Source organism: uncultured Parasphingopyxis sp. (assembly GCF_937129435.1).
Taxonomy (GTDB): domain Bacteria; phylum Pseudomonadota; class Alphaproteobacteria; order Sphingomonadales; family Sphingomonadaceae; genus Parasphingopyxis.
Window position 1 is genome coordinate 72,788 of the sequence record NZ_CAKZNF010000024.1, and the last position, 24,159, is coordinate 96,946.

A 24,159-nucleotide genomic window follows, 5' to 3' on the forward strand; every position below is an offset into this window, starting at 1 on the left:
GGGAGGGGGACCGGCGAAGCCGGTGGAGGGGCGCTTTCCTCTTCAGCGAAAGGCTATGGGAGGGTGCCCCTCCACCCCGCCGCTTCGCGTCGCGGTCCCCCTCCCCGTACCGGGGAGGACCTTCCGCCCTCACGGCCGCCATGCCGCGTCTTCCCCGGTATCCTCGTCTTCCTCCTCACGCTCGCCCAGCGCCTCGATCAGCTTGTCGAGCACCGCCTCCAGCCCCGCGCCGGTCGCGCCGGACAGCGGCAGCACGGGCCGCCCCGTCGCCTCGGCCACTTCGCTTGCGACATCCGCCGCCAGCTCCTCGCCCAGCACGTCGCACTTGTTCAGCGCGATGATCTCCGGCTTGCCGTCGAGCCCGGCGCCATATTGATCCAGCTCCTCGCGCACGACATGCCAGTTCTCGACCGGGTCGTCCGCCGTCCCGTCGACCAGATGGAGCAGCACGCGGCAGCGTTCGACATGGCCGAGGAACCGGTCGCCGATCCCCGCGCCCTCGGCCGCGCCCGCGATCAGGCCGGGAATGTCCGCCATCACGAAATCGCGGCCCTTGTGCTCGACCACGCCGAGCTTTGGATGGATCGTCGTGAAGGGATAGGCGCCGACCTTGGCCTTGGCGTTCGACACGAGGTTGAGGAAGGTCGACTTGCCCGCATTGGGCATACCGACCAGCCCCGCATCGGCGATCAGCTTCAGCCGCAGCCACACCCAAAGCTCCTCGCCCGGCTCGCCCGGCTGGTGCTGGCGCGGCGCGCGGTTGGTGGAGCTTTTGTAGGAAAGGTTGCCGCGCCCGCCCATGCCGCCTTCGAGCAGCGTTTTGGTCTGCCCTGCCCTGGTGAAGTCGGCGAGGACGATCTCCTTGTCCTCGGACAGGATCTGCGTCCCCACCGGCACCTTGATGACGAGGTTCTTGCCGCCCGCGCCGGTCTGCTGCTTGCCCGCCCCGCCCTTGCCGCGCGGCGCCTTGAAATGCTGGGTGTAGCGAAAGTCGATCAGCGTATTCAGCCCCTCGACCGCCTCGAACACGATATCGCCGCCCTTGCCGCCATCGCCGCCGTCCGGCCCGCCGAACTCGATATATTTCTCCCGCCGGAAGGAGACCGCCCCCGGCCCGCCCGCGCCGGACTTCACGAAAATCTTGGCCTGATCGAGAAAATGCATGGCCGCGATGTAGGCGAGGGGAGGGGGATTGGCGAGGGGGAGGGCAAAGATGGTGCGGCCCGGCCATTTCGGCGACGGCCGAACACGAAATCGCTGGCGCTCAAGGCGAGTTCCGACGCATAAGGAGGCGGGATCGTGTCGCGGTTTTCGACAAGGGGGAGACGGGCATTGAACAGATACATCATCGCCGCCGTCGCGCTGGCCGGGGCGGCGCTGCCGATACAGTCGGCGGTGGCATGCCGCGGGGATTTTCTCGGCGCTTACAACACGGCGATCACGCCGCAGGATACGCGCAGCAGTTCGGGCGCGCGGCTTTCGTCGGTCGCCGCGATCATCCAGCAGGACCGGGCCAATTATCATCGCTTCGGCCGTGCCGACGGGCCCGATCAATATGACGACATGTTTCTTTCGGCGGAATCGCGGGCGTTGATCCCGCGCTGGATGAGTCCTGTTCCAAGACCGCTGGCGACCGCGATCCGGCGCGGAGACGCCTATATCAACGTCCAGGTCTATGAAGGCTGCATCGCCGTTTCCGCAGGCTGACGACGGCTAGGGCGCGACACGCTTCATCGCCACCGTACGGCCCGCCGAACGCGATAGACTTTTCCCGCCGGAAGCCGACCGCCCCCGGCCCGCCCGTGCCGGACTTCAGGACAATCCTGACCTGATCGAGAAAATGCTTGGCCGCGATGTAGGCGAGGGCGTGGGAGTGGCGAGGGGTGCGTATCCCTTTGGTCCAGCCATCGCCAAGTTTGAGCTTCTAGGGTGCGAGTTCGGGAATTCGGTCGCTGGACAGCATAAGTGGAGAAATGGGTGTCCGATATTGGGTGGAAAGCGGACTTTTGCTTCAGTTCATGCGATGCCCGTTCGGAGGCAATTCAAGGCTTTTACGGAAGGCTTGTGCATCATCCGTGGACTGTTTCATCGCCTTGCGAAAAAGCTTTGTAAGTTCGGCTCGAAGATCATCCTTGCCGTGCCAGTCCTCCTCATCCAGATGAACCAGCGCGGAAAGAACATCACCGGGATAATAATCACCTTCAATCAGAGGATCGAGCCGAAGCCGTTCGATTGCTAGCTCCAACAAGTAGGGCAAGCTGACCTTTTGACCGATTGCAAGGCGCACCTCTCCATCTGAAAGAGTGTGGAGAGGTTTGCGGCGAAGAGCCAGGACACGCCCAATCATTGGCGTTTCTGCCGTTTCTGGATCACCCCAATCTTCCCCTTCTAACTCTTGAAGGGTTTTGAATCGGTCGATGTGATTCGAAGTGGACACGGCCAAATACCTACAACAGTGGTGAACGACCGCAATTGGGTCGTTAGCAGACTGTCCGATTTGATGACGAATGCAGATTGCGGTCTCGGCGCCGGGATTTGGCTCCGGTTCGGAAAATTTCTGTCCTACACCACCAAATTCTGTTTCATCCTATTGGATGAAGCACACTCCCTCTCCCACAAACCCACCCGCTCCCCATCCGCGCACGGCCGCCGCGCAACCGCACCGCGTCCGTAGCATCCCCGCCTTCGCGCCCGTGCCGGTTCGCGCGCGGACCGATGGGTGGACGGGGGCGCGGCAGGCGACGTTTATCGGCTGGCTGGCGGAGACGCGGTGTGTGGCGACAGCGGCGGCGCGGGCCGGGATGAGCCGGGAGAGCGCCTATCGGCTGCGGCGGCATGAGGGGGCCGAGGGGTTTCGGCTGGCATGGGACGCGGCGCTCGGCGATATAGAGGCGGCGGCCGCGCTCCGGCGGAAGGTCACACTCGACGAGGCGTTTTCGCGGGTCCGGACGGGCGTTTGGCGGCCGGTGATGCGTGCCGGGCGCTTCTCCCATGCCGTGCACGAAGCCGACAAATCCGCGCTTTTTCGCGCCCTGTCGCATATCGATCGGGTCGCCGAGGGGCGGTTGCGCGCCGGCAATCCGTTGCGGGGTTTCGGGGCGTGAAAAAGGGCGTTCGGTGTCAAGCGGGCGGCACGTTGTGCGGGCGAGCCAGCGATCCTCCCCTGAGAGGGGAGGTGGCGCGCGTAGCGCGACGGAGAGGTGTCACTACAGGCGAAGCGTGAAACCTCAACGCCGATACCCCTCCACCGGCTTCGCCGGTCCCGCTGTTGCTGCGCAACGCCTTCGGCTCCCCCTGCAGGGGTGGAATTACCGCGCAGCTCGCACGCGTGGAGGCGGGACTTGTGCGACTTCTGGTGGCTTCGGTCCTACCGCCTCGTCATTGCGAGGAGCCGAAGGCGACGCGGCAATCCAGAGCCGCGCGTGCTGCCCCGCGTGGCTCTGGATTAGTTGACCTTCGGTCGCCTTCGGCCCGCTTTGCTCGCAATGACCTGTTGCTCAGGGCGTCGCGCCTCAGCCGCCGTTCCGCACCTCAAGCGATTGCGCCAGCCGCCGCTCGGCCAAATCCCGCGCCGTGCCGCGTTTCAACCCGAGCGAACCCGCCAGCTGCCGCCCCATCAGCGCGTCGCCCAGCGCCAGCAGGACGAGTTCGAACGTGTTCTCATGGATCGCGGCATCGGCATGGCCTTCCTCGCCCAGATCGTCGACCAGCTCGTGGATCGTCTCGACGATCGGGTCGAGCGCGTCCTCGTTTCCCGACACGAGCATCCAGCTGGCGAGCGCGCCGGCGCCCTCCTTGTTGAACGCGTCGAAGGTCAGGTCGACGATGTCGCGCGGGCGGCCTTTGCCGTCGCACAGGGCATGGAGCTTGGAGTTCAGCCCGCCCCTGGTGCGCCCGATACGTCGAGGAAGACCACCCTTTTAGAAGGCTCGCCGCCGTGCGGTGTGCCTTGGGTGGCATCGATCATGATCGCATCGGGCTCCCCTGCCTCGCCCGCCAGTTCGGCGAAGATGCGGTTGAACACGCCCATTTTGCTCCAACAGATGAGCCGGTCGTAGATGGTCTTGTGCGGCCCGTAACCCTTGGTGCATCGCGCCACATCAGGCCGTGCTTGTGACGTAGACCATCTCCGATACGATCCGCCGGTCGTCGACCCTCGGGATGCCATGCGACAACGGGAACAACGGCTCGATCCGGCGCATCTGCGCACGGCTCAGCATAAACGGAACATGCATCGGTAGCGCTTCTTCGACACCGTCCTTGGATCAACCTATCCTCTATCATGCAAGCTAATTAATAGGTCCTGAGCCTAGGACTTTTGCCGAATTTCGGAAAGGCTGGCGGAGAGGGTGTCCGCCATACTGGCGGCTCAAAGCTGGGATAGCGGGCGCGAACATACGTCGACCCCTGATCTAACCCCCCGAAAAACAATTGGGTACGAACTCAGCGAACCACTCTTGCCAACATTGAGGCCGACGCTCATACGAGCAGAGTTGTGCAGTCGGAAGCGTTAGGAGGCAACCGCAGGGACTGCTTAAAAAACTGAAATGTCTCCGATGCTGGCCTTATGCGTGGTTTTCGGCTCATCAAGAGGTCCGCGCACGATAGAGGAGGATATGCTTATGCATTTCACCTTTTCCATCGAAGCCGGCCAGTCCAGCGGCACATCGTTCCGCTTGGCCTTGGGAATTTCGGTTCCCGTTGGTCTGGTATGGGCGGTGTGCAGTTTTTTTGGACTGTCCTGATGATTGGGGCGTCTCGGCAACGAGACGTCCCTTTTTATGTGGCCTGTCGTTGCGATCCTAACAATTTTTCGTAGCCCTTCTGATCTAGGGTGCAATCGACAAGCTCCAAAAATTTCTTTTTTGGAAGCTTGATCTGCCGAGCCATTACGGTGAGCAAAGAATCATCGATATCCTTGTGCTGCGTGCCATGACTGAGCTTCGTCCTCTTAGTCGTTTTTCGCCCGCTAAGATCATGGTATATATAGTAGGAATGATCGTTCTCGCTCTTTTTGAATCCCTTTTTTTGTAGCGCCTTATCAATGTCTCTTCTCTTACGCTGCGCCATTTCCCCTCCCTAGGCGATTTAGCAATTTCTTCTTAAGACCGATGGCGTCCTTATCGAGCGCTTCATCTTCCGCCATGGCGTATTCAAGCCACAAGATTTTAAGGTCCGACAATATCTCGTCGCGAATTTTTTCGTATGAGCTTGATATCACATCAATACCAAGCTCTTCGTCCGAGTATACAAATATTCTATTTTGCCAATCAAACTCTACCGGAATTGAAAGAGGTTTATTAAAAAATATCTCCTCTTTATCAATATAAAACGATTTTATAGCGGGCAATGAAGGCTCAATTTCGCCGAGCAATTTAATATCAGAGAATGAAGTGATATCACCCTTTTGGTCATAATTCGGATCGCCTACGACGCGCACACGCTTACGCACATTCGCCTGCAACCACGCCTCAATCTTCATGGGGTAATCGAAGCGGACGGCGCGGTTTGCTCCCGGCTTAACGGTAATAATCGTCCGCTGATAATCGATAGTGTGGAGCTTTCCGACCAGTTCGTGCTCTTCGCTCTCCGGAAATTTCCCCTCGCGCAATCGCTCAATGATAACGCGCGCTCTGTCAGCCCTGAAACTAAATGGGCCGCGTTTGCCCGGCCTAATTGAGATCGTAAGCTCTTCATCATCAGGGGGAAGCAGCCCCTTGGCGGCATCGGCCATGAACCAACGCTCCCGCGCGTTGGGCAACATAGCGATCACACGTTCTTCTTCACCGCTGTCGAACGCTTTCAGCGTCTTCAGCAGCTCCTCACGCGCAACCAGTGTCTGGGTCGAAATATCACCTGTGTGCGAACACACACTTACGGGTTGAACATGGCTCCCTTTTTCCGGCTCTCGGCAGACAACGGAGTATTCGCGCCGAACTTTCGCGGTCGGTCGTATACGCTGACCCAGTGCTCGGCCCTCTTTGCGCATTCCAATGATATGAACCATGCGTTGAAGGGCCCAAAGCGAGCTAATTACGGCTTCCGCTGGCGCGCCATCAAGGTTCCGGACTAGCTTTCCGGAAAACTTTACCTGAATGTCGTTTGGATATTCTTCCACGATTTGCCCGGTGCCTAGCCCCTCGAAAAGCGGCTATCGCAAGAAAGTATTAAAATGTCTATTGACGCGCCATGCGACGCGTCACCTAGCCCTGCGGCGCGACGCGCGGCGATCCCTTCACTGCCACGGCCGCAATCGGCGTCCCCGTTCCGTGGGCGCCGGAGAAATCGGCGAGCAGCTGTAGGTAGCGGAGATTGCCCTTGTAGCCGAAGCGATAGCTCGCCGGATCGGCGTGTTCTTCGTTCAGCGTCATGATGATGCCGTCCGCGATGCCCTCCATGCCGATCATGTCGGCGTCGGTGACGGCCTCATAGGCCTGCCCGTCTTCGGAGTGCGTCAGAACGAACTCAATCTTGTTCGCGCCGTCGAAGACAATGCCGCCTTCGCCGATGGCGAGGATGATTTCCGCCGCCTTGAAGCCCGATAGGTCCACGGCGACCGGCACGTTGTCCGCATCCAGCGTGGCGTTGCCGATGAGCGTTTCGACGGCGATGTTCGAGTGCAAATCCTTCATGGGGATATCCTTTCGGTGTCGCCGTTACGCGGCGGAGAATTTCAGGAACTTGATGGCGTTCGTGTCCAGTGGAGCGCCGCCCGTGCGCTTCGAGAAATAGAACTTGGTCCAGCCCTTCTTCGTGACGTTGTCGCGAATGAGGGACATGCCGGGCCGGTCCACGATGGCGTAGCCGCGCTTCCAGTTGCCGAAGGCGATGGCGAGAGCGCCCGCCTCGATATCGGGCATGCTCTCGTCGATCCCGACCGGATAGCCGAGCAGCCGCGCAGGTTCGCGGGCGTCGAGAGCCTCTCTCCACAGCAGCCTTCCGTCACCATCTCTAAACTTCATTACGATGCTCGCGGTCAGTGAGTTCATAAGCCAGCCTACACCTTGACCCGATCGGTAGGGCGCGGGCAGCGAGAAGATGAGGTCGATCAGGTTGTTCTGGAAACCGCCGTCGCCATCGGCGAGGAAATCGCCGTCCACGCCCGAAACGACATGCTGATAGGTGCCGAAGGCGCGAACCGCATCCGCCTCGTCAGTGGTGGCGCGATGCACCAGGCCGAGCGGCTTCTTCACGCCGTCGCCGCCGATGAACGCTTCGTTCTCGGCCAACACGAACTCCGCCGCCACATCTTCGTCGAGAAAGGCTTTGAGGTCGAAGCTGCTGTCGTCGAGAATAAAATTCGTGATTTCTGGGATGGCATATACTTCGCTGGGCGTAATTTCGACTGCTCCCAGAACGGGCGTGTCGGTGTCTTCGCGGGTCTCCAATTCGTGAGCCCATCGGGACGATCCGCCCGTGCGCTTGACGATTTTACGCCAGCTTCCCGATCCTTTGCCGAGCGTGACCACGGTGGCCATGCTGCGTAGAGGAGAGCGGTCTCGCAGAAGCGACATGATCGCTCCGTCCACCTGCGTCGGGACGGTGAAGCCGCCATCGGGATCGGAGCCGATCTCCATCGCCGCCTGCGGCGCGCCACGGAGCGCCGAAACGAACTGGGAGCGGACCTCGCCGGTGAGGGGATCGAAACCGGACGGGCCGTTGCTTTGGTTTGCGAGCCGATCAGAAAAATTGTTGAGCGCCGTTTCGGCGTTGTCCATCGCCGTTTCGATTTCCGTGATCCGGCGCGCGTGATCGGTGCGAATTTCTTCGACCGCGGCGTTGATGCGCTGGACGAGAGCCTTGGGATCGACCTCGGCGTGGACGGTGCCGATCAGGGCGCGGGGGACATTGGGGTGAAGCACGGATCAACTCCTCGGATTGGTTTCGAGGAGGGTCGTCCATCGCTTTTGGCGAAAATTGCATTTCTGCCAGCGATAGTAATAAAAACCGATAACCATGTTCGACGGTGAAAATTCTGGTCAATACCCGCGAAGGGTCAAATCTCTGAGAGGGAAGGCTCGTTGGTTGGCGAGCGATGGGCATAGCTACAAATCAAAGACTGATGCCAAACGCGCTTCCAAAGGCACTCTAAAGAGAAGCTATGAGCAGTGGAATTCACGCCCAGAGGACAAAATTGCGCGTCCCGGTATGCTATCAATCGCATTGTCGTGTTTGGGGTCTGCGCTGTTGGCATTTGCAATCTATGCAATCGCCAACGGCACAATCTCGTCCAATTCGTGGATTCAATTGATCGGGATAATCACGTTTTCGATCTTGCTTCTCTATTGCATCGCTATATTCGTTGTCTCAGTCCAAGCGATCTCGGCAGGCAAGGCTAGCGAGACCGATCTAGATCAAGAGTCAGAAAGCTTGGCTTGGGCTATCGGTTGCTTCAGTGTGATCGCTGTCATCGGTGTTGCTGGCCTCGCCAAGTTACCAGACCTATTTGAAGGCGTTTCCAGAGGCCAAACAATCATAGCGGTGCTTCTATTCGCCATCCTCATGGCGCTCATCGCGTTGCTCGGAAAACACCGAACCTAGGCCCGTAACTGTCGAATGTAGCGCTGCGATAGTCGCCGCTCTATTCGGTCAAGGATCGCTGCCAGTTCCACGCATTGGCCTTCCGGGGAGAGATACTGGCCAGAACGGGCTTCGAGGCGTTCGCGGCGCATCTTCATATAGTCGCCGTGGACATCGATCTCAGGACACGTCGCGAGCGTCACGAAGGGAGACGGAGCCACGTTGCGCTCAAGCTCCGTGAGCGCAGCGCTCAGGCGGTCGTCGGGATCGCTCGCCAAGTCGCGGCGCAATTCTTCGACTACGCGGCGGGCAATCTCTGTGCCGAGCGCGTGTGCCTTTGATTTGTCGGTTTCCATTTCGACGATCACCGCCGCCTCGCGAAGTGCGACTAGCTCCGCAGCGGGGCGTGCGGGCCGGGCCATCGCCATCACGGGGCTACGAAGGGCGCGAGGCGGGGTCATTGATCCGGCACCAAGGCAATCACATTGAAGCCTTTCAGGCTCTTGGTCATCTCGCGGGCCTTGGTCCGGGTGAACCCAGCGTCCATGAATGCGCGGTCCAGATCGCGAGGGCTCATGGGGCGGCTCACCTCGTCCAAAAGCTCAATTGCCAAGGCCCGGCTGTCACTTGGTGCGTTCACGAGTCTTTGAATTCCAGATTGCATGGTGATGTCCTTACGCGCGCGGGCGCGCGAGTTGGTTTGCCGTTAATGGTGTTTGCATTTTTCATCCTCACCGCCGTCCGGTCGGGGAAGCCGGAAGCGTAAACTTTCGAGGCCCCCGGTCGTCAGGCTCCAGCCCGCATCCTTCCGGCACGGCCCAAGTGAAGCTCCGCATCACTGGATCCCAGCGCAGAGCCGGATCGCGTTTAAGTGAGCGGATCGTGCGCGAGGGGAGATGAGCGACTGCCCCGCGAAGCGCCCGGTGGCGTTGAGCGTTCTTTCGCCCGGCTCCCACAAGCCGCTTGTAGTCTACGCGAGGAGGATGGGTGCGCGGACAAAAGCCCTCGTGGATTGGGACGCCGTGCTTGGCGGCCCATGCGCGAAACTCACTGTATGTCATCGGTGCCTCCTATCGAAGCGCGAACCTCCCTCGCTCCGGGGAGGGGGTTCGGAAGAAAGTGTGGTGTCTCGGTGACTTAGCTGGTGCCGAACCCCCCGAACCTCCCGAACCGGGTTAACCCGAGAGAGGAGCTCGCCGCCTCTCCTGCTTCTCTCGCTATCGGCTTCTTTTAGAGAAAGAGGGGGTTCGGGGGGTTCGGAAGGCGAAAGATCCAGCTTTTCCGGGCAAAAGCGCGAACCCCCTTGGCGGGGTTCGGAGGGGGTTCGACGGGGGCGCGGAAGGATCACATCGGCCTCCCATTGTCGCCTTGATCTGTTTGGCCCAGCACAACACGACGCGGCACTTCCTCGAAGGCCGATACCGACGCTCCCTCATCGCCCTTGACCCATGCGTGCTGCGGCGGTCCACCGAAGCGGAGTTTTGATTTCGGTCGTCGCCAGCCGATCTTTTGCATCGCTGAGCTGAGACGGACATTATGATCCTGGGTCCGCTTGCCGGCGTCCCCAAGGCCGACAGCCTCCCATATATCGCTCGCACGTATCTTACCCTCTAGGCCGTCGAGCCGCTCGCTAAGAAGCTCGTGCCACGGCTCTCGCACCTCACGCTGGCTTTGCTGAAGGCCAGCCGCTGACCATAAATTTTCAGGCAATCGGATCGGCTCACCATCAGCCTCGCGCATCGCCGCCTCGGCCCACAGTTGGTCGCGATCAGCCCGCAGCCTCTTGATGTCGAATTGAGAAACCTTCACCGGCCAAAAGCGGCGATTGCCGGTCATGTCGCGCAGATATTCATGATCGTTGGTCGTGCCGATGAAGATCGATTGTCTCGGCTGTTCGGTCGTCATGCGGCCATAAGCCAAGCGAGCCTTATCGATGCGTCGGCTCAGCATGGATTTGACGTGCTCGATTTCGCCCCGCTTCATGCCTTTCAATTCTGCTAACTCAGCAAGCCAGCACCCGGCGATGCGTTCCATGAGCACCTTACTATCGGCGTCCAACGGCACGTCATCCGTGAACCAATCGTCCCGCACCGCCAGAACTCCGAGCGCGGTGCTTTTGTTCGTTCCTTGCGAGCTTTCGAGGACAAGCATCTCGTCATACTTGCATCCCGGCTTCCGCACCCGGCGCACCGCCGCGATCAGACAGATCGCGCCGACACTTCGCACATACTCGCTGTCTTCCGCGCCGCCATATTCGTGCAGCCAGCGGTCCAGTCGCTCGATGCCGTCCCATGTCAGCCCGTCCAGATACTCGCAGACCGGGTGACAAGAATTATCCCGTGCATGGTCGAGAACAATGTCGCAAAAGCGTTCCTTTGCGAACGCCAACAGAAACCGTTCCTCAATTGAGAGCCGCAGCCTCGTAAGCGCGGCGTCGTCGAGCGCCGGGCCGAAGCCCTCAAGCCCCGACAAGAGATACCGATTGGCAAAAGTGTCATAGCTCACCGACACGCCGAGCATTTGCAAAGCACGACGCGCATTAGGTGGCGATCGATAGGGAATGTCGTTTTGATCGCGGTTGAAATCGTCGGCTTCCGATATCCAAGTGCCGCCGGTGACCGGCGGCGACTCCTCCACGATGGCCAAAAGGTCACCTTTGGTATTTCCTGCTTCGAGCCAATCGGTCACGTCGCCGTGTTCCGGGAGGCCGGGCAGCTCGATCACCTTTATCGAGCGCGCGACTGGGGCGAGGGCAGCGTAGATCGTGCGCGCCCGCTGCCGACCGCGATCATCGTTATCGACCATGATGACGACATCGCGGTCCGCGAAATATGAATTGAATTCGTCTTTCCAGTTGAGCGCACCGTTGGGATTGGTTGTCGCGTTCAGGCCTAGCGCGATCAGCGTGTCGGCATCTTTCTCACCCTCGACGATGAACACCGACCCATCGTCCGCAGCCGTCGCGGCGGTGAGCTTGTCGAGCGCGTAAAGCAGGTCGGGCGCGTCGCCCTTTCCCTTCAAAATGAGTGTCAGGCCGGGATAATTGTAGAAGGCACGTGGATCTTCGGCCTTCGCAATTTGAAGGTCGTTCGAGTTGTCGATCCGCCGCCCGATTACGAAGACCTTTTCACCATCAGGGCGTTGCCCCTTGAACACGAAGTAGGCATCGCGGCCATTGGCGTCGCAGTAGCGAAATTTGGCCTCTATGGTCGTGGCGCTATCCCACAAGGGCCTATCTGGATCGTCGTGCGAATAGGAGCCGGAAGGGGCTTTATTCTGAATTGTCGTTGGCGGAGAAGGATCGCGAGGGTTTTCATCGTCCCCTTCGGCGGCCCCGGATTCATCGTCCGGGGCCGTTTCCGTATCTCTAGACATTGGCGACCGCCCGGCGCTGGCCCGCCTTTTCGAGGGCGGTATCTACGCGAGCGGCGAGGTTGCGAACGTCGATCATCATCGTAAACGACACGAGGCCGCCATTGATGAATCCGCTATCGAAATTGAGGCCGTCGGTCGGCTGGATTGAAATCGCGCCGCTCTGAATTACGGTCATGGTGAGTTGGGGCGCGTCGGGATATTCGCGGACGGCGATCATGAACCGTTCGGCGATCCGAAGCGCGAGCGGCGATTTCATCCCGAAGTGCATCAGGTCATCGACCAGCATCATCATTCCCGCCTGCCTCGGCGAGAGGCAGCGGGCCTTTCCGAGTTGGGCCTTGTCGCCGCACACGGGACTGCCGGGGTTTTGCTCGAAGATGCCCTGTTTCTGGGGCCTCGTCATACGCAGCGCGTCGTCCATGACGCGCGGCAGGACTTCCGGGTGGGATTCAAAAATGGACATAAGACTTCTCCTTCCGAAGGCGGCTCTCGGCTGCGGCTATTTCAAAGCCGACAAGAAAAGCCGGTCGGTTTTTCAGATTGGGAGAGACGCTACGAGCGGATCGCCGACGCCTCACAGGGCGCAGGGGCGCTCCGGGCGTTCACGTTCAATGCGTTCGGCGGCTCTCTGGTCAAGCCAAGCGTGCACTTCCGCAGCCAGCCATCCCTTGGATCGGGAGGACAACTTGATGGGGTGCGGTAGACCTTCAGCTTCCATGAGGCGTTCTATTGCGTTGCGCGAAAGCCCCAAGAGTTGCTGTAATTCCTTTTGCCGGTAGATCAGCCGCGACGGGGGCGGCTCCATTTCGGCGGTGTCGAGATCGGACATGGCTGCATTCCTTCATTAAGGGGTGCCGAGGCACCAGGAAGGCGCTCGAAAGCGCGCAGCCCTTCAAGAATACCGAGCCTATTACAGTGTAAAGTGTTTTCTTTTCTGCATAATATCAGTGAGTTAGTGAAGAAGATTGCGAACTCGCTCCGAATCACCCCGCAGTTCGGATCGGTTCGACGTTTTCGGCACGCGGCTCGATCACCTCGCAATAAGCCGCCCAGTCATCCATCAGCCGCCGCCGCTTCTCGAAAAGATCACCCCGGCGATAAGCCGCTTCGACAGCGTCGCTGATCGCATGGGCCAGCGCCATCTCGGCCACTGAATCGGGATAGCTGGTCCGCTCCGCCGCCCAATCGCGGAATGTCGAACGGAAACCGTGAGCGGTGATATCGGTCCGGTCCATCCTGCGAAGCACGGCCAAGAACGACATATTGCTGAGCGGCTTTCCCTTCGACTTGGGACTGATGAAGACGAAATCATTGCCGTCTTCGCGCGGAAGCTCCGACAGGATTTGGACGGCTCGCGCCGAAAGTGGGATGCGGTGTTCACGCCGTGCCTTCATCCGCTCTGCCGGAATCGTCCAAGTCCGCTGTTGCAGATCGATCTCACTCCAAGTCGCGCCGATAGTCTCACTAGTGCGGGCGGCGGTCAGAATAGTGAACTCGAATGCGCGGGCAGCCACACCCTCTCGCGCCCGTAGATCGTGCAGGAACATAGCTACATCGTCGAAAGGTAGGGCGGCGTGGTTCTTTACTCGCTTCACCTTCGAGAGGGGCGCTAGCAGATGGTCGAGATTGCCCTTCAGTCGCGCCGGGTTTTCACCGGTGCGCAGCTTTCGAGCCTTTGCCCGATCCAGCACTTTTTCGATCCGCGACCGAACGCGCCCGGCTGTTTCAGACTTCGTGGTCCAGATCGGCTCTAGGACCGCATACACATCGTCGGTCGATATGTCGGCGACGCTCATATCTCCGATTTTCGGAAATGCGTGCATCTCCAGCGAGGATCGCCACTGCTTCTCGCTCTTGTCGTTCGTCCAGCTGGGAGCGAGCGCCTTGATGCAATCTTCGGCCATCTCGCGAAACGTGGTTTGCTTCTTGCGACGCTTCGCTTGATTGCCTTTCCGCTCTTCGATTGGATCCACGCCCTCGCGCACGAGCTTGCGAAGAAGGACGGCTTGATCCCTCGCTTCGTCCAGCGTCACCAAGTCGAGCGGACCAATGCCCATCTCGCGCGGCTTCCCGTCGAACGAATATCGGAACTCCCATCGCTTCGCCCCGGTCGGCGAAACGATCAGCCACAGGTTGCGGCCGTCGCCGTGTTTGCCCGGTTTGGCCTTGTCGATCCTCGTTTTAGTCAGCTTCATTTGAACCGCCCTCCAGAGCAAGCCTGTGATCTACCGACCCCTGATATAACCCCTGATTTGTTCGGTAGTCTACAGGTAATTCGAGGGCGCTAGAGGCACAAGGCACACCGCAAATGGTTCAAAAAATCTCGGAAAACCGTGATCTAGAGGTCTGTTCGAGGATAGGAGCTATCGGGCAGGTGGCGGAGAGGGTGGGATTCGAACCCACGGTACCCATAAGGCACAACGGTTTTCGAGACCGCCCCGTTCGACCACTCCGGCACCTCTCCGCAAGACTTGAGGGGCAACCCGGCGATGCCGGGCGGGCCGTTCAGGGCGCGCGCATTAGCCGATGCCAACACGCTTGCCAAGCCGGTGCTTGTCTCTCCGGGGCCCCACGCCTACATTCCTGGGCAATGAATAGCGAAACGCCCTCCCTCCCCGGCCGCGCCGCGCTTGGCGCCGATGCGCCGCCCGTGGCGCATGCGAAGTTCAATATCGGCGATGTGCTGAAGCACCGCCTGTTCGAATTTCGCGGCGTCGTGTTCGATATCGATCCCGTCTTCGCCAATAGCGAGGAATGGTATGAGGCGATCCCCGAACATGTCCGCCCGGCCAAGGACCAGCCCTTTTATCACCTGCTCGCCGAAAACGAGGATTCGAGCTACGTCGCCTATGTGAGCCAGCAGAACCTGCTCCATGACGACAGCGACGAGCCGATCGACCATCCCGCGATCGGCGGTATCTTCGACAGCTATGGCAGCGGCCGATACACGCTGCGCCCCGAACACAAGCATTGATCCTGCCGTGACGCGGTACGACGGGACGAAACGACAAGAGCCGCGACACGGGTAGGAGAGACAATTTGGCAACCGCTGCACAACCGGCACCGCGTGAGGTGTCCCGACCATCGCGCCTGCTGACCTTTTCGGAGCTGCACCGCGCGATGTTCGAACTCGGCACGCTGCCGCTGGCATCGCCGCTGCTTTATTCGGCGCCGCGGGGCGACGGGCATCCGGTGCTCGTCTTGCCCGGCTTCATGACGAGCGACCGTTCGACGCGGATCCTGCGGCGCTATCTTCGCCGCCTCGGCTATGACGTGCATCGCTGGGAGCTGGGGCGCAATCTCGGCCCCCGCGCGGTGGGCGAGAATGGCGAGCTGCTGCACGAGCGGCTGCACGAAATCATGGACAATTGCAGCGGACAGAAGGTCAGCCTTGTCGGCTGGAGCCTTGGCGGCGCGATGGCGCGGCAGCTTGGCCAGCGCTTTCCCGATACGGTGCGCCAAGTGATTACGCTGGGTTCGCCGCTGCAGGGCAGCCCGCGATCGACGACGGTGTGGCGCGTCTATGAGGCGGCGACCGGCGAAAAGGTGACGAGCGACAAGGTGCGTGAGCAGATGGCGGAGATCGCCGCGCCGCCGCCCGTTCCGACCACCGCGATCTTCAGCAAAGGCGATGGCGTCGTCCCTTGGCAGAATTGCTGCGTCGCAGAGGGCGAGCAGAGCGAGAATGTCGAGGTCTATGGCAGCCATTGCGGGCTCGGCGTCAACGGCACGGTGCTTTACGTCGTCGCCGACCGGCTCGCGCAGCCCGAAGGCGAGTGGTCCAAGTTCGACAATTCGGGATTGCGCCGCCTGATCTATCCGTCGGGTGCCATGCACTAAATCCTCCCCGGAACGGGGAGGAATTAGCCCGCAGCCGCCTTCTTCCGGCTCGCCGTCTTCTTCGAGGATGACTTACGCTTGGGCTTCGGCAGCGCCGCCGCCTTCAACTCCTCGAACGCTTCGCGCAGGCAATCGGCATAGCGCTCCGGATCGTTCACCGTATCGCGATCGGCGGTGAACGAGACGCAGATCGTGCCGTTATAGCTGTACACCGGGTGGATCAGGCCCATGCCGTCGAAGATCGGGCCGGTGCCGTATTGCTCGATCAGCTGCGCGCCGGCGAAATAGAGCGGGACGGGCGGGCCCGGCACGTTGGTGACGACGCAGTTGAAGGCGGGGTCGTGGGCATTGGCGAGACCCGCACGCGAATAGAGCCGCGCGCCGAGCCCCATCAGCCCGCCGGGCGAAACCTCGCTGAACTGGGCGAGGTTGCGCGCGCCGATGGCGTTGGTGAGCGCCTTCGCGCCCTTCGACTTGTCGTGCACCAGCCGCAGCCGCTCCACCGGTTCCTCGACGCTCGTGCCGAGATTGACGAGCATGCCGGAAACCTGGTTGCCGAGCGCGCTTTTCTCTTCCTCGGTCCGCACGGAGATCGGCGCAAAGGCGATCAGGTCCTTCTTCGGCAGGTCCTCATGATGCGTCAGATATTTGCGCAAGGCCCCGCCGACGACCGACAGGATAACGTCGTTCACCGTCGCGCCTTCGACGGCGTTCTTGATCGCCTTCACCTCGTCGAGATCGAACCGCACGCCATCGACGACGCGGTGCGAGGAGACCGTCCGGTTGAACAGCGTCTTCGGCGCGCTTCCCGTCGTAGGCAGGTTGAGGTCGCGCGACAAAAGCCCCGTCGACGCCTTGGCCATGCCGGGGATCGAGCGAGCGATGATGTCGGCGACTTTCAGCGGCTGCCGCACGGCGTTGACCTGTGCGCGGATCAGCAGTTCGGCATCGCTCGGCTTGGTGTCCGCCTTCCAGCTGACGTCGAACTTGCGCTCCGGCACGTCGGGCGTGAGATCGTGGATCGCCGTCGTCATCTCGACGCCCGACATGCCGTCGATCGCGGCATGGTGCACCTTGGAAAGGATGGCGATGGAGCCCTTGGGCAGCCCGTCGATATTGTCGAGGCCTTCGATGATCGTGAATTCCCAGAGCGGCTTGTTGAGATCGAGCGGCCGGGCATGGAGCCGGGCGGCGAGGATGCAGAGTTGCCGCCAGTCGCCGGGCTCGGGCAGCGCGATATGGCGGACATGATATTCGAGATCGAAATCGGGGTCTTCGATCCAATAGGGATGATCGAGATCGAACGGCACGCGCACCAGCCGCCGCCGGAACGCCCAGGCGCCGTCGAGCCGGCTCTCCACAAAGGCAAGCACCTCCTTGAAGCGCAGCCTGCCATTGGGCGAAGTCGACGGATCGTAGATGGCGAGGCTGCCGATATGCATCGGCGTGTTCGGCGTTTCGAGATAGACGAAGCTCGCATCGAGCCCGGTCAGTTGCTGCATGTCACCTCTCCCCGCCGACTCGTTTTGGGTGCGGTCGGCTTTGTTCGCCAACGGCTAGCATGGACGGCAGCGATCCCCAAAAGCACGGCCGCCGCAAAATGGGACGTCCGCAAGCGCAATCCGCATTTGACATGGCCCGGCTTTCCGTCGAATCTTGCCCGCTGAGAGAGGAGACATCATGGCAACCAGGGGTCCGGATATCGGAGAGGAAGCCGCGCAATCGACCATGGCGCTCGGCCCGCTAGTCGGGCTGGCGCGCGAGGATTTCGTCGGCGCGATCGCGCTGATGCTGCGGCAGACGGCGGCCGATCCGGCGACGACCTTCAAGCATATGCGCGGTTTTTCCGACGATGTCGTCCAGATCATGACGGGCAAGTCGGAGCTTGCGCCCGAGCCGCGCGACAAACGCTTCAAGGACCCCGCCTTTCAGTACAACCCCTTCATGAAGGCGGGGATGCAGTATTTCCTTGCCGTGCAGAAGGGCATGAAGAACTGGATCGACGAGCTCGAGCTCGATGCGATCGAGCGCGACCGGGCAAGCTTCATCTCGCAGATCATCATCGACGCCTTGTCGCCGACCAACACGCTCGCCGGCAATCCGATGGCGCAGAAACGGCTGATCGACAGCGGCGGAATGTCGCTGATCAAGGGCCTCAAAAACGCCTATGAGGACATCACCCAGAATGAGGGGATGGTCAGCCAGGTCGACAAGAAGCCGTTCAAGCTCGGCGAGAATGTCGCCACGTCGGAAGGCGCCGTCGTCTACCGCAACGAGATGATGGAGCTGATCCAGTATGCGCCGCAGACCGACACGGTCCATGCGATCCCGCAGCTCACCATCCCGCCGCAGATCAACAAGATGTACATCAACGACCTGTCGCCCGACAAAAGTGTGGTGAAGTGGCAGGTCGACAACGGCATCCAGACCTTCGTCATCTCGTGGCGCAACCCGCAGCCCGAGCACGGGGACTGGGGCATGGACGAATATATCGAAAGCTGTATCGAGGCGCTCGACGCGATCCAGGAGATTACGGGGTCGGACACGATCAACCTGTCGGGCGGCTGTTCGGGGGGGCAGACGCTGTCGGTGCTGCTGTCCAAACTCGCGGCAGACGGCGACAAGCGCGCCGGTGCGGCGACGATCATGGTCTGCGTGCTTGAACCCAAGCCCGGCGATACCGAGGCCGCCTCGCTGGTTTCCAAGAACAGCCTCGAAATCGCCAAGCGGCGCGCCGCCAAGGGCGATGTCATTCCGGGCAGCGATCTCGCGCGCGGTTTCGCCTGGCTGCGTCCCAACGACCTGATCTGGAACTATGTCATCAACAATTACCTGATGGGAGGCGATCCGCCGGCCTTCGACGTGTTGTTCTGGAACGCCGACGCGACCAATCTCTCGGCGACGCTGATGGGCGATTTCCTGAAAATCTACGAAAGCAACGGCTTTGCCGAACCCGGCGCGCTGCATATCGCCGGTCACGATCTCGACCTGACCAGGGTGAAGAGCGACCTCTTCATCCTGGGCGGCGTCACCGATCATATCACGCCCTGGCGCGCCTGCTATCGTTCGACGCAACTCTTCGGATCGAAGAGCGTCGAATTCGTGCTGTCGCAATCGGGGCATATGCAGGCGATCCTCAACCCGCCCGGCAATCCCAAGGCGAAATATTTCAAGGCGGGAAAGAAGGGCCAGCCGCCGGCATCGGTCGACAAGTGGCTCGAGGGCGCCGCCGAAGTCGGCGAAAGCTGGTGGCCCTATTGGATGGAATGGCTGCAGACGCGATCGGGCGACAAGGTGGACGCACCCAAATCGCTCGGCAGCAAGAAGCACAAGCCGATGGAGCCCGCGCCGGGGACATATGTCTTTGACTGAAGTAGAAGACCCGCAGCTGGACACGACCTTCTCCCCTCCCGCTTGCGGGAGGGGCCGGGGGTGGGTCCTGTCTAAAGCGACATACCCGTCTACGACCGGCACACCCACCCCTAACCCCTCCCGCAAGCGGGAGGGGAATTGAAATTTTCAACGGAGACCCAATGCCCAAATCGCACATGGCCGCGCCGGAATGCCGGCTCGAAAAGGTCGACGGCAAGACGCTGAACGTGGCGCATTGGCGCTATACGGGGCCGGAGAACGGCAAGTTGCCGATCCTGTTCTTCAACGGCATCGGCGCCAATACCGAAGTCGTCGCGCCGCTGCCCGACATGCTCGGCGACCGGGACTTCATCACCTTCGACATGCCCGGTATCGGCGATTCCCCCGATCCGGTCATCCCCTACACTCCGATCTGGATGGCGCGGATCGCGGCGCTGATTCTCGATCGATACGAGATGGAAGCCGTCGATGTGATGGGCGTCAGCTGGGGCGGCGGGCTGGCCCAGCAATTCGCGCTCCAGCATCCCGAGCGCACCTACCGGCTCATCCTCGTCGCGACGACGGCGGGAATGGTGATGGTGCCGGGCAAATGGGAGGCACTGTCGAAAATGGCCGACCCGCGCCGCTATATCGACCCGAAGTTCATGGAGACGCATTTCGAAACGCTCTACGGGGACCGGCGCAAGGATTCGCAAGGCCATACGCTCCGGATCAAGCCACCGTCGAAGCGCGGCTATTTCTATCAGCTACTCGCCATGGCGGGCTGGACGAGCGCGCCCTTCCTGCCCTTCCTGAAGGCGCCGACGCTGGTGATGACCGGAGATCGCGACCCGATCGTGCGCCCGATCAACGGCCAGATCCTGCATACGTTGATCCCCGACAGCCAGCTCGAGATCATTCCCGATGGCGGCCATCTGTTCATGCTCAGCCATGCCGAAGAATTCGTCGCCCATGTCCGGCGTTTCCTCGATGCAGAGGCTTCGGAAAAGGCGGCGCAAGCGGCCTGATTTATCGCGCCGCGTCGGTTGACATCGGCGGCACCTTCCCATATTTGGCGCGCTTTCCCGCGCGGGGGATGGGCCGTGGCCGATTCTGCGCGCGATATCAAAATTGAAGAGAAGACCAGGACCATGTTCGCAGTCGTGCGCACGGGCGGCAAGCAGTATCGCGTCGCCGAAGGAGATATGATCACCGTCGAGAAGATCGCCGGGGAAGCGGGTGATTCCGTTTCGCTGGGCGACGTCCTGATGGCGGGCGATGGCGGCGATCTGAAGGACGTCAAGGACCTGACCGTGGCGGCCGAGATCGTCGAGCAGGGCAAGGGCGACAAGGTTCTCGTCTTCAAGAAGAAGCGCCGGCACAATTATCGCCGCAAGAACGGCCATCGCCAGCAACTGACGACGCTGAAGATCACCTCGATCGGCGGCGCCGCGAAGAAGGCCGCGCCGAAAAAGACCGCTGCTGCGAAGGATGAGGGCGACACGGCCGAGACGGCCAAGGCCGCCCCCGCCAAGAAGGCCCCGGCAAAGAAGGCTTCGACTGCGAAGGCCGACGAAGCCGCTGCAACGAACGACGCCAAAAAGGCTCCGGCCAAAAAGGCACCCGCCAAGAAAACGGCGGCGAAGAAGACCGAAGATAAGGACGCGTAACCATGGCACATAAAAAAGCTGGCGGTTCGTCGCGCAACGGCCGCGATTCCAACCCGAAATATCTGGGCGTCAAGAAGTTCGGCGGCGAAGTCGTCGCGGCGGGCAACATTATCGTGCGCCAGCGCGGGACCAAATGGATTCCCGCGGACAATGTCGGTCTCGGTCGCGATCATACCATTTTTGCGCTCGTAGACGGCACGGTCCGCTTCAAGAAAGGCCGCAACAGCCGAACCTATGTCGGCGTGGAAATGGCCGAAGCAGCCGAATAGGGACCTGCCGATAAAGGGCGGTCCCATGGAGGGGCAGCCCGAAAGGTTCTGAAAACAGGATCAAAAGAGGGAGACGGGGCTGCCCGATCTCCCTTTTTTGTGGTCTCCCTCACAGAAACGTCATCGGATGTCCTTAAGGCTCCGGCGCGTGAAGGAGTGAGAGAGATGTTCGCGGTTACGAAGCGGTTGTTGCTGAGACCCGGCTGGGTCGAAGATGCCCCCGAACTGGCGGCGGCGATCGGCCATAAGGCGGTCGTGCGCAACCTGGCGCGCGCGCCCTGGCCCTATCGGCTGGAGGACGCCGAGGGTTTCCTCGCGTCGGACCGCGATGCCCGCTTCCCGAATTTCCAGATCGTCGACCGGAAGAGCGATCCCGTGCGCATGATCGGCGGCGTCGGCTTCCAGCCCGACGAAAATGGCGACATTGAATTCGGCTACTGGATCGAGCCCGGCAGCTGGGGCAAGGGCTATGCGACCGAAGCGGGCCGCGCGGCGCTCGATGCGGCGCGCAGCTGGCTCGGCTATGGCCGCATCGTCGCCGGCCATTTCATCGACAACCCTGCATCGGGCAAGGTTCTCCGCAAGCTCGGCTTCCGGCCGACGGGGCGGATCGTGCCGCGCTACAGCCGCGCGCGCGGCGAAGAGGCCGATTGCATCCTGTTCGCGCAGGAACCGGACGACAGCGACGATGCGATGCCATCGGCCGACCAACCGGCGCTTGCGGCATAGCTGATCCTCCCCAGCGCGCAGCGCGTTAGGGGGAGGTGGCACGAATGTGCCGGAGGGGTGGCGGCGGGACATCAGCGGTTAGCAATGACGCTGGCGTCATGCCCCACCCCTCCGCCGCGTTCGCGGCACCTCCCCCAACGGCCCTTCGGGCCTGGGGAGGATCGTTCCTAAGCGGCGAGCGCCTCTCGGCGCCCTTCGCTCTCGCCCTGCGGCATCCGCGCGTCCTCATACTCGCTGTCGACGAGCTGGATCAGCTGCCGGTCGTCGCGGTTCCACGGGTGGAAGCCGGGGAGGAAATAGGAGAGCCAGCCGGGGATCGCCTTGCGCAAGATGCCGGGCGAGATCAGCAGCCGCTTGAACAGCCCCCAACCCGCGCGCCAGCCGGTGATGCCGTCCTGCTTCAGCAGGTAGAGCATCCCCGAAATCCGCCGCTTCCAGAAGATCACCGTGATGATCGCCATCACCCGCGATTTCACGCTCCACCGCTTCCAGCGCGACCAGTCCTTCGTCGCGTGCAGCCAGGTGTCATAGGCGACGCCCTTATGCTCGATCTCCTCGATCGCGTGCCAGCGCCACAGATCGACCCACTCCTTGTCCGCGCCCTCGAACCATTCGGGGTTCTTCAGAATGCCCTCGGCGAGCAGCGCAGTATAATGTTCGAGCGCCATGGTGACGCACAGGTCGATGATCGGCGCGCGGCCCTTCACCTGCTCCATCGAATCGATGACCGCCTGCTCGAGCGGCTGGATGTCATAGCCCGTCTCGGCAACCTTGCGGTTGAAGACGACATGTTCGCGGCTGTGCATCACCTCCTGCTGCACAAAGGCGCGGATCTCGCGCTCCAGCTTGGGCGGCACGCCGTCGCGGAACGCCTTCACCGATTCGACGAAATAGGCCTCGCCGCGCGGAAAGGTCACCGACAGCGCATTCAGGAACGCCGTCTTGAACGGATCGCCGGCGAACCACCAGCGATCCTGCTTCGCATCGCGCCCGAAGCGCCGATCGCGCGGCGTAATCGTCAGGTCGACAGGGGTCTTGTCTTTGGCCATGGTGCGACTCCAAGGAAAAATCATGTTCCGAACTTTTCTGTGATCTGGATCTTACTTACATAAATGTCAATAGCACGTAAACGCCTGAGCCCCGAAGAAAGCCGCCTTGCTGCGCTGCAGGCCGCGCGCGAGCTTCTGATCGAGACCGGCCCGCAATCGGTGACGCTGAAGGCCGTTGCGACGCGGATCGGGCGCACCCATGCCAATCTGCTCCACCATTTCGGCTCCGCATCGGGCCTGCAAAAGGCGCTTGCCGGCTATCTCGCCGAAACAATCTGCGACACCATCGCCCAGGCGGTGATGAAATCGCGCGCCGGCGAAGGCAGCCCGCGCGACATCGTCGACCTGACCTTCGACGCGTTCAACAAGGAAGGCGCCGGCGCGCTCGCCAGCTGGATGCTGGTGTCGGGCAACGAGGACGCGCTCGACCCGATCGTCGAGACGATCCACGAGCTGGTCGACGATCTGGGCGAGGAAGGCCATGCCGATGCCGGGCTGCATGAAGACACGTTCGAACTCGTTCTGCTGGCGCTGGGCGACGCGCTGATGGGGCGGCAGCTGGCGGGATCGCTTGGACTGAAGCGCGACACGGCGCGCGATTTGGCCGAGCGGCGCTTGGCGCAATCGCTGGAGGCGCGAAACGGCGGCTGAGGCGCTCCGCGCCGCCACAAGTCGCACAGATCCCGTCTCTCGCGCGCGGATCGGCACGGGAGCCAACGCCACTGCGATATCGCCAAGACCGATGCCGATGTAACTCACGCGCCGGCGGAACAAGATCGAGATGGTCTTCGTCCACCCAAACACATTGGCCAGTGCGGGCATCATCCCCGGTGTCGACCGGCAGTCGATCGACCAAATCTGTTACTCAAGCGACATGGCGGCTAGCCGCCCTGTCGGCCTGTCCAACCTGACGCCGGACGGACGAGCGATCAGCGATCATTTTGGTCTGCACGCTAAAATCAGCACGCACGATGACGAAGAGTGGGTTGAACGCCTAAATGGGGAAACGCCACATTGACGGCGTTGGTATGCGCAGCAGCGTCGCCACCGAAGCTGTCAAACCAGTCCGCACAGCTAGCATGGGCTTACCCGACACATATTAAGCGTCGAATTTTGACAGTGACTAAGCCTCAATGTGCTTACTATGTGATTACATTTCTGAAGCGGCTAACCTACTGATCGCCCTAAGCTATTGAGAATATGGCGCACCCGACAGGATTCGAACCTGTGGCCTCTGCCTTCGGAGGGCAGGGATTGCCGATAATCTCAGACAAGCCCGGACGCTAGGAAGCGCACAAAACCGCTGCTTTCTGTCTTGGCATGTCCGGCCGCATCCGGTAATGTTTTCCGTACGCA

27 protein-coding genes, 1 tRNA gene and 2 pseudogenes are annotated in these 24,159 nt (G+C 61.2%); 12 read left to right on the forward strand and 18 right to left on the reverse strand.

Features of this window, described 5'->3' with window-relative positions; translation table 11 throughout:
• Positions 1-129 precede the first annotated feature (129 nt).
• Positions 130-1,164 carry a GTPase ObgE gene (gene obgE, locus Q0139_RS04720; RefSeq protein WP_298018224.1) on the reverse strand — a complete coding sequence of 345 codons (1,035 nt, stop codon included), beginning with the start codon at positions 1,162-1,164 and terminating at the stop codon, positions 130-132.
• Between the two features lie 168 nt (positions 1,165-1,332).
• Here obgE (Q0139_RS04720) and Q0139_RS04725 point away from each other — a divergent pair, with 168 nt between their 5' ends.
• Positions 1,333-1,707, forward strand: a complete 375-nt coding sequence (locus Q0139_RS04725; protein WP_298018227.1) for a hypothetical protein — start codon at positions 1,333-1,335, stop codon at positions 1,705-1,707.
• Between the two features lie 25 nt (positions 1,708-1,732).
• Here Q0139_RS04725 and obgE (Q0139_RS04730) read toward each other — a convergent pair.
• Together obgE (Q0139_RS04730) and Q0139_RS04735 are read right to left on the reverse strand one after the other, a co-directional pair.
• Positions 1,733-1,855: pseudogene (gene obgE / locus Q0139_RS04730) on the reverse strand (GTPase ObgE); the annotation flags it as partial.
• Between the two features lie 156 nt (positions 1,856-2,011).
• Entirely contained in the window at positions 2,012-2,437 is a 426-nt protein-coding gene (locus Q0139_RS04735; protein WP_298018230.1) for a contact-dependent growth inhibition system immunity protein, read from the reverse strand.
• Positions 2,438-2,693: 256 nt separating this feature from the next.
• Between Q0139_RS04735 and Q0139_RS04740 the strand changes: the two genes are divergently transcribed.
• Positions 2,694-3,104, forward strand: a complete 411-nt coding sequence (locus Q0139_RS04740; RefSeq protein WP_298018235.1) for a hypothetical protein — start codon at positions 2,694-2,696, stop codon at positions 3,102-3,104.
• A gap of 408 nt (positions 3,105-3,512) precedes the next feature.
• Here the strand turns inward: Q0139_RS04740 and Q0139_RS04745 are convergent, their stop codons facing one another.
• The 6 genes and pseudogenes from Q0139_RS04745 to Q0139_RS04770 form a co-directional block, all read right to left on the reverse strand.
• Entirely contained in the window at positions 3,513-3,761 is a 249-nt protein-coding gene (locus Q0139_RS04745; RefSeq protein ID WP_298018359.1) for a hypothetical protein, read from the reverse strand.
• Between the two features lie 72 nt (positions 3,762-3,833).
• Positions 3,834-4,235 (reverse strand): annotated as a pseudogene (locus Q0139_RS04750) (IS5 family transposase); the annotation flags it as partial.
• 544 nt (positions 4,236-4,779) lie between these two features.
• Positions 4,780-5,070: a hypothetical protein gene (locus Q0139_RS04755; protein WP_298018238.1), complete on the reverse strand. Its 291-nt coding sequence runs from the start codon at positions 5,068-5,070 to the stop codon at positions 4,780-4,782.
• Positions 5,057-6,118 carry a hypothetical protein gene (locus Q0139_RS04760; protein ID WP_298018240.1) on the reverse strand — a complete coding sequence of 354 codons (1,062 nt, stop codon included), beginning with the start codon at positions 6,116-6,118 and terminating at the stop codon, positions 5,057-5,059. The genes Q0139_RS04755 and Q0139_RS04760 overlap by 14 nt, the downstream gene beginning before the upstream one ends.
• Before the next feature lie 85 nt (positions 6,119-6,203).
• A complete protein-coding gene (locus Q0139_RS04765) occupies positions 6,204-6,632 on the reverse strand; it encodes a hypothetical protein (protein ID WP_298018241.1) in 429 nt (142 codons plus the stop codon).
• A gap of 24 nt (positions 6,633-6,656) precedes the next feature.
• Entirely contained in the window at positions 6,657-7,862 is a 1,206-nt protein-coding gene (locus tag Q0139_RS04770; protein WP_298018244.1) for a phage major capsid protein, read from the reverse strand.
• 94 nt (positions 7,863-7,956) lie between these two features.
• Here Q0139_RS04770 and Q0139_RS04775 point away from each other — a divergent pair, with 94 nt between their 5' ends.
• Entirely contained in the window at positions 7,957-8,541 is a 585-nt protein-coding gene (locus Q0139_RS04775; protein ID WP_298018247.1) for a hypothetical protein, read from the forward strand.
• Here the strand turns inward: Q0139_RS04775 and Q0139_RS04780 are convergent.
• The 7 genes from Q0139_RS04780 to Q0139_RS04810 form a co-directional block, all read right to left on the reverse strand.
• Complete coding sequence (locus Q0139_RS04780; RefSeq protein WP_298018250.1) at positions 8,538-8,948, reverse strand: hypothetical protein; 411 nt, start codon at positions 8,946-8,948, stop codon at positions 8,538-8,540. The two genes, Q0139_RS04775 and Q0139_RS04780, sit on opposite strands and share 4 nt — an antisense overlap.
• 29 nt (positions 8,949-8,977) lie before the next feature.
• A complete protein-coding gene (locus Q0139_RS04785; protein ID WP_298018253.1) occupies positions 8,978-9,184 on the reverse strand; it encodes a hypothetical protein in 207 nt (68 codons plus the stop codon).
• Between the two features lie 680 nt (positions 9,185-9,864).
• Positions 9,865-11,895 (reverse strand): VapE domain-containing protein, encoded by a 2,031-nt coding sequence (locus Q0139_RS04790; protein ID WP_298018257.1) that lies wholly within the window; start codon positions 11,893-11,895, stop codon positions 9,865-9,867.
• Positions 11,888-12,358 (reverse strand): hypothetical protein, encoded by a 471-nt coding sequence (locus Q0139_RS04795; protein WP_298018259.1) that lies wholly within the window; start codon positions 12,356-12,358, stop codon positions 11,888-11,890. The genes Q0139_RS04790 and Q0139_RS04795 overlap by 8 nt, the downstream gene beginning before the upstream one ends.
• Positions 12,359-12,469: 111 nt before the next feature.
• Positions 12,470-12,724: an AlpA family transcriptional regulator gene (locus Q0139_RS04800; RefSeq protein ID WP_298018262.1), complete on the reverse strand. Its 255-nt coding sequence runs from the start codon at positions 12,722-12,724 to the stop codon at positions 12,470-12,472.
• A 154-nt stretch (positions 12,725-12,878) separates the two neighbouring features.
• Positions 12,879-14,111 (reverse strand): site-specific integrase, encoded by a 1,233-nt coding sequence (locus Q0139_RS04805; RefSeq protein ID WP_298018265.1) that lies wholly within the window; start codon positions 14,109-14,111, stop codon positions 12,879-12,881.
• Between the two features lie 159 nt (positions 14,112-14,270).
• Positions 14,271-14,359: transfer RNA gene (locus tag Q0139_RS04810), tRNA-Ser, on the reverse strand.
• A gap of 126 nt (positions 14,360-14,485) precedes the next feature.
• Here Q0139_RS04810 and hspQ point away from each other — a divergent pair.
• A complete protein-coding gene (gene hspQ / locus Q0139_RS04815; protein WP_298018268.1) occupies positions 14,486-14,869 on the forward strand; it encodes a heat shock protein HspQ in 384 nt (127 codons plus the stop codon).
• Between the two features lie 65 nt (positions 14,870-14,934).
• Positions 14,935-15,735 carry an alpha/beta hydrolase gene (locus Q0139_RS04820; protein ID WP_298018271.1) on the forward strand — a complete coding sequence of 267 codons (801 nt, stop codon included), beginning with the start codon at positions 14,935-14,937 and terminating at the stop codon, positions 15,733-15,735.
• 23 nt (positions 15,736-15,758) lie between these two features.
• Here Q0139_RS04820 and Q0139_RS04825 read toward each other — a convergent pair whose 3' ends face one another.
• Positions 15,759-17,237 carry a wax ester/triacylglycerol synthase family O-acyltransferase gene (locus tag Q0139_RS04825; protein WP_298018274.1) on the reverse strand — a complete coding sequence of 493 codons (1,479 nt, stop codon included), beginning with the start codon at positions 17,235-17,237 and terminating at the stop codon, positions 15,759-15,761.
• A 178-nt stretch (positions 17,238-17,415) separates the two neighbouring features.
• On the opposite strand from Q0139_RS04825, the gene Q0139_RS04830 reads away from it, so the two are divergent.
• The 5 genes from Q0139_RS04830 to Q0139_RS04850 all read left to right on the forward strand — a co-directional run bounded on the left by Q0139_RS04830 (position 17,416) and on the right by Q0139_RS04850 (position 21,754).
• Positions 17,416-19,107: an alpha/beta fold hydrolase gene (locus tag Q0139_RS04830; RefSeq protein ID WP_298018276.1), complete on the forward strand. Its 1,692-nt coding sequence runs from the start codon at positions 17,416-17,418 to the stop codon at positions 19,105-19,107.
• A gap of 161 nt (positions 19,108-19,268) precedes the next feature.
• Positions 19,269-20,114 carry an alpha/beta fold hydrolase gene (locus Q0139_RS04835; protein ID WP_298018279.1) on the forward strand — a complete coding sequence of 282 codons (846 nt, stop codon included), beginning with the start codon at positions 19,269-19,271 and terminating at the stop codon, positions 20,112-20,114.
• Between the two features lie 123 nt (positions 20,115-20,237).
• Positions 20,238-20,756 (forward strand): 50S ribosomal protein L21, encoded by a 519-nt coding sequence (rplU, locus tag Q0139_RS04840; RefSeq protein WP_298018282.1) that lies wholly within the window; start codon positions 20,238-20,240, stop codon positions 20,754-20,756.
• Between the two features lie 2 nt (positions 20,757-20,758).
• Positions 20,759-21,025 carry a 50S ribosomal protein L27 gene (gene rpmA, locus Q0139_RS04845; RefSeq protein ID WP_298018285.1) on the forward strand — a complete coding sequence of 89 codons (267 nt, stop codon included), beginning with the start codon at positions 20,759-20,761 and terminating at the stop codon, positions 21,023-21,025.
• A 165-nt stretch (positions 21,026-21,190) separates the two neighbouring features.
• The gene (locus Q0139_RS04850; protein WP_298018288.1) at positions 21,191-21,754 is read left to right on the forward strand and encodes a GNAT family N-acetyltransferase; all 564 of its coding nucleotides are present in this window, start codon (positions 21,191-21,193) and stop codon (positions 21,752-21,754) included.
• A gap of 167 nt (positions 21,755-21,921) precedes the next feature.
• Here Q0139_RS04850 and Q0139_RS04855 read toward each other — a convergent pair whose 3' ends face one another.
• A complete protein-coding gene (locus tag Q0139_RS04855; protein WP_298018290.1) occupies positions 21,922-22,803 on the reverse strand; it encodes a metal-dependent hydrolase in 882 nt (293 codons plus the stop codon).
• Between the two features lie 63 nt (positions 22,804-22,866).
• Between Q0139_RS04855 and Q0139_RS04860 the strand changes: the two genes are divergently transcribed.
• Together Q0139_RS04860 and Q0139_RS04865 are read left to right on the forward strand one after the other, a co-directional pair.
• Positions 22,867-23,454: a TetR/AcrR family transcriptional regulator gene (locus tag Q0139_RS04860; protein ID WP_298018293.1), complete on the forward strand. Its 588-nt coding sequence runs from the start codon at positions 22,867-22,869 to the stop codon at positions 23,452-23,454.
• A 130-nt stretch (positions 23,455-23,584) separates the two neighbouring features.
• Positions 23,585-23,821 carry a hypothetical protein gene (locus Q0139_RS04865; protein ID WP_298018296.1) on the forward strand — a complete coding sequence of 79 codons (237 nt, stop codon included), beginning with the start codon at positions 23,585-23,587 and terminating at the stop codon, positions 23,819-23,821.
• Positions 23,822-24,159: the final 338 nt, after the last annotated feature.

Bases quoted from the DNA above. Each gene is read 5' to 3' on its own strand.
- Q0139_RS04795 (WP_298018259.1), bottom strand. From the start codon at position 12,358: ATGTCCATTTTTGAATCCCACCCGGAAGTCCTGCCGCGCGTCATGGAC.
- obgE (WP_298018224.1), bottom strand. From the start codon at position 1,164: ATGCATTTTCTCGATCAGGCCAAGATTTTCGTGAAGTCCGGCGCGGGC.
- Q0139_RS04785 (WP_298018253.1), bottom strand. From the start codon at position 9,184: ATGCAATCTGGAATTCAAAGACTCGTGAACGCACCAAGTGACAGCCGG.
- Q0139_RS04825 (WP_298018274.1), bottom strand. From the start codon at position 17,237: ATGCAGCAACTGACCGGGCTCGATGCGAGCTTCGTCTATCTCGAAACG.
- Q0139_RS04860 (WP_298018293.1), top strand. From the start codon at position 22,867: ATGTCAATAGCACGTAAACGCCTGAGCCCCGAAGAAAGCCGCCTTGCT.
- Q0139_RS04865 (WP_298018296.1), top strand. From the start codon at position 23,585: ATGGTCTTCGTCCACCCAAACACATTGGCCAGTGCGGGCATCATCCCC.
- Q0139_RS04780 (WP_298018250.1), bottom strand. From the start codon at position 8,948: ATGGCGATGGCCCGGCCCGCACGCCCCGCTGCGGAGCTAGTCGCACTT.
- Q0139_RS04855 (WP_298018290.1), bottom strand. From the start codon at position 22,803: ATGGCCAAAGACAAGACCCCTGTCGACCTGACGATTACGCCGCGCGAT.
- rplU (WP_298018282.1), top strand. From the start codon at position 20,238: ATGTTCGCAGTCGTGCGCACGGGCGGCAAGCAGTATCGCGTCGCCGAA.
- Q0139_RS04755 (WP_298018238.1), bottom strand. From the start codon at position 5,070: ATGGCGCAGCGTAAGAGAAGAGACATTGATAAGGCGCTACAAAAAAAG.
- Q0139_RS04850 (WP_298018288.1), top strand. From the start codon at position 21,191: ATGTTCGCGGTTACGAAGCGGTTGTTGCTGAGACCCGGCTGGGTCGAA.
- hspQ (WP_298018268.1), top strand. From the start codon at position 14,486: ATGAATAGCGAAACGCCCTCCCTCCCCGGCCGCGCCGCGCTTGGCGCC.
- Q0139_RS04790 (WP_298018257.1), bottom strand. From the start codon at position 11,895: ATGTCTAGAGATACGGAAACGGCCCCGGACGATGAATCCGGGGCCGCC.
- Q0139_RS04775 (WP_298018247.1), top strand. From the start codon at position 7,957: ATGTTCGACGGTGAAAATTCTGGTCAATACCCGCGAAGGGTCAAATCT.
- Q0139_RS04765 (WP_298018241.1), bottom strand. From the start codon at position 6,632: ATGAAGGATTTGCACTCGAACATCGCCGTCGAAACGCTCATCGGCAAC.
- Q0139_RS04800 (WP_298018262.1), bottom strand. From the start codon at position 12,724: ATGTCCGATCTCGACACCGCCGAAATGGAGCCGCCCCCGTCGCGGCTG.
- rpmA (WP_298018285.1), top strand. From the start codon at position 20,759: ATGGCACATAAAAAAGCTGGCGGTTCGTCGCGCAACGGCCGCGATTCC.
- Q0139_RS04830 (WP_298018276.1), top strand. From the start codon at position 17,416: ATGGCAACCAGGGGTCCGGATATCGGAGAGGAAGCCGCGCAATCGACC.
- Q0139_RS04835 (WP_298018279.1), top strand. From the start codon at position 19,269: ATGCCCAAATCGCACATGGCCGCGCCGGAATGCCGGCTCGAAAAGGTC.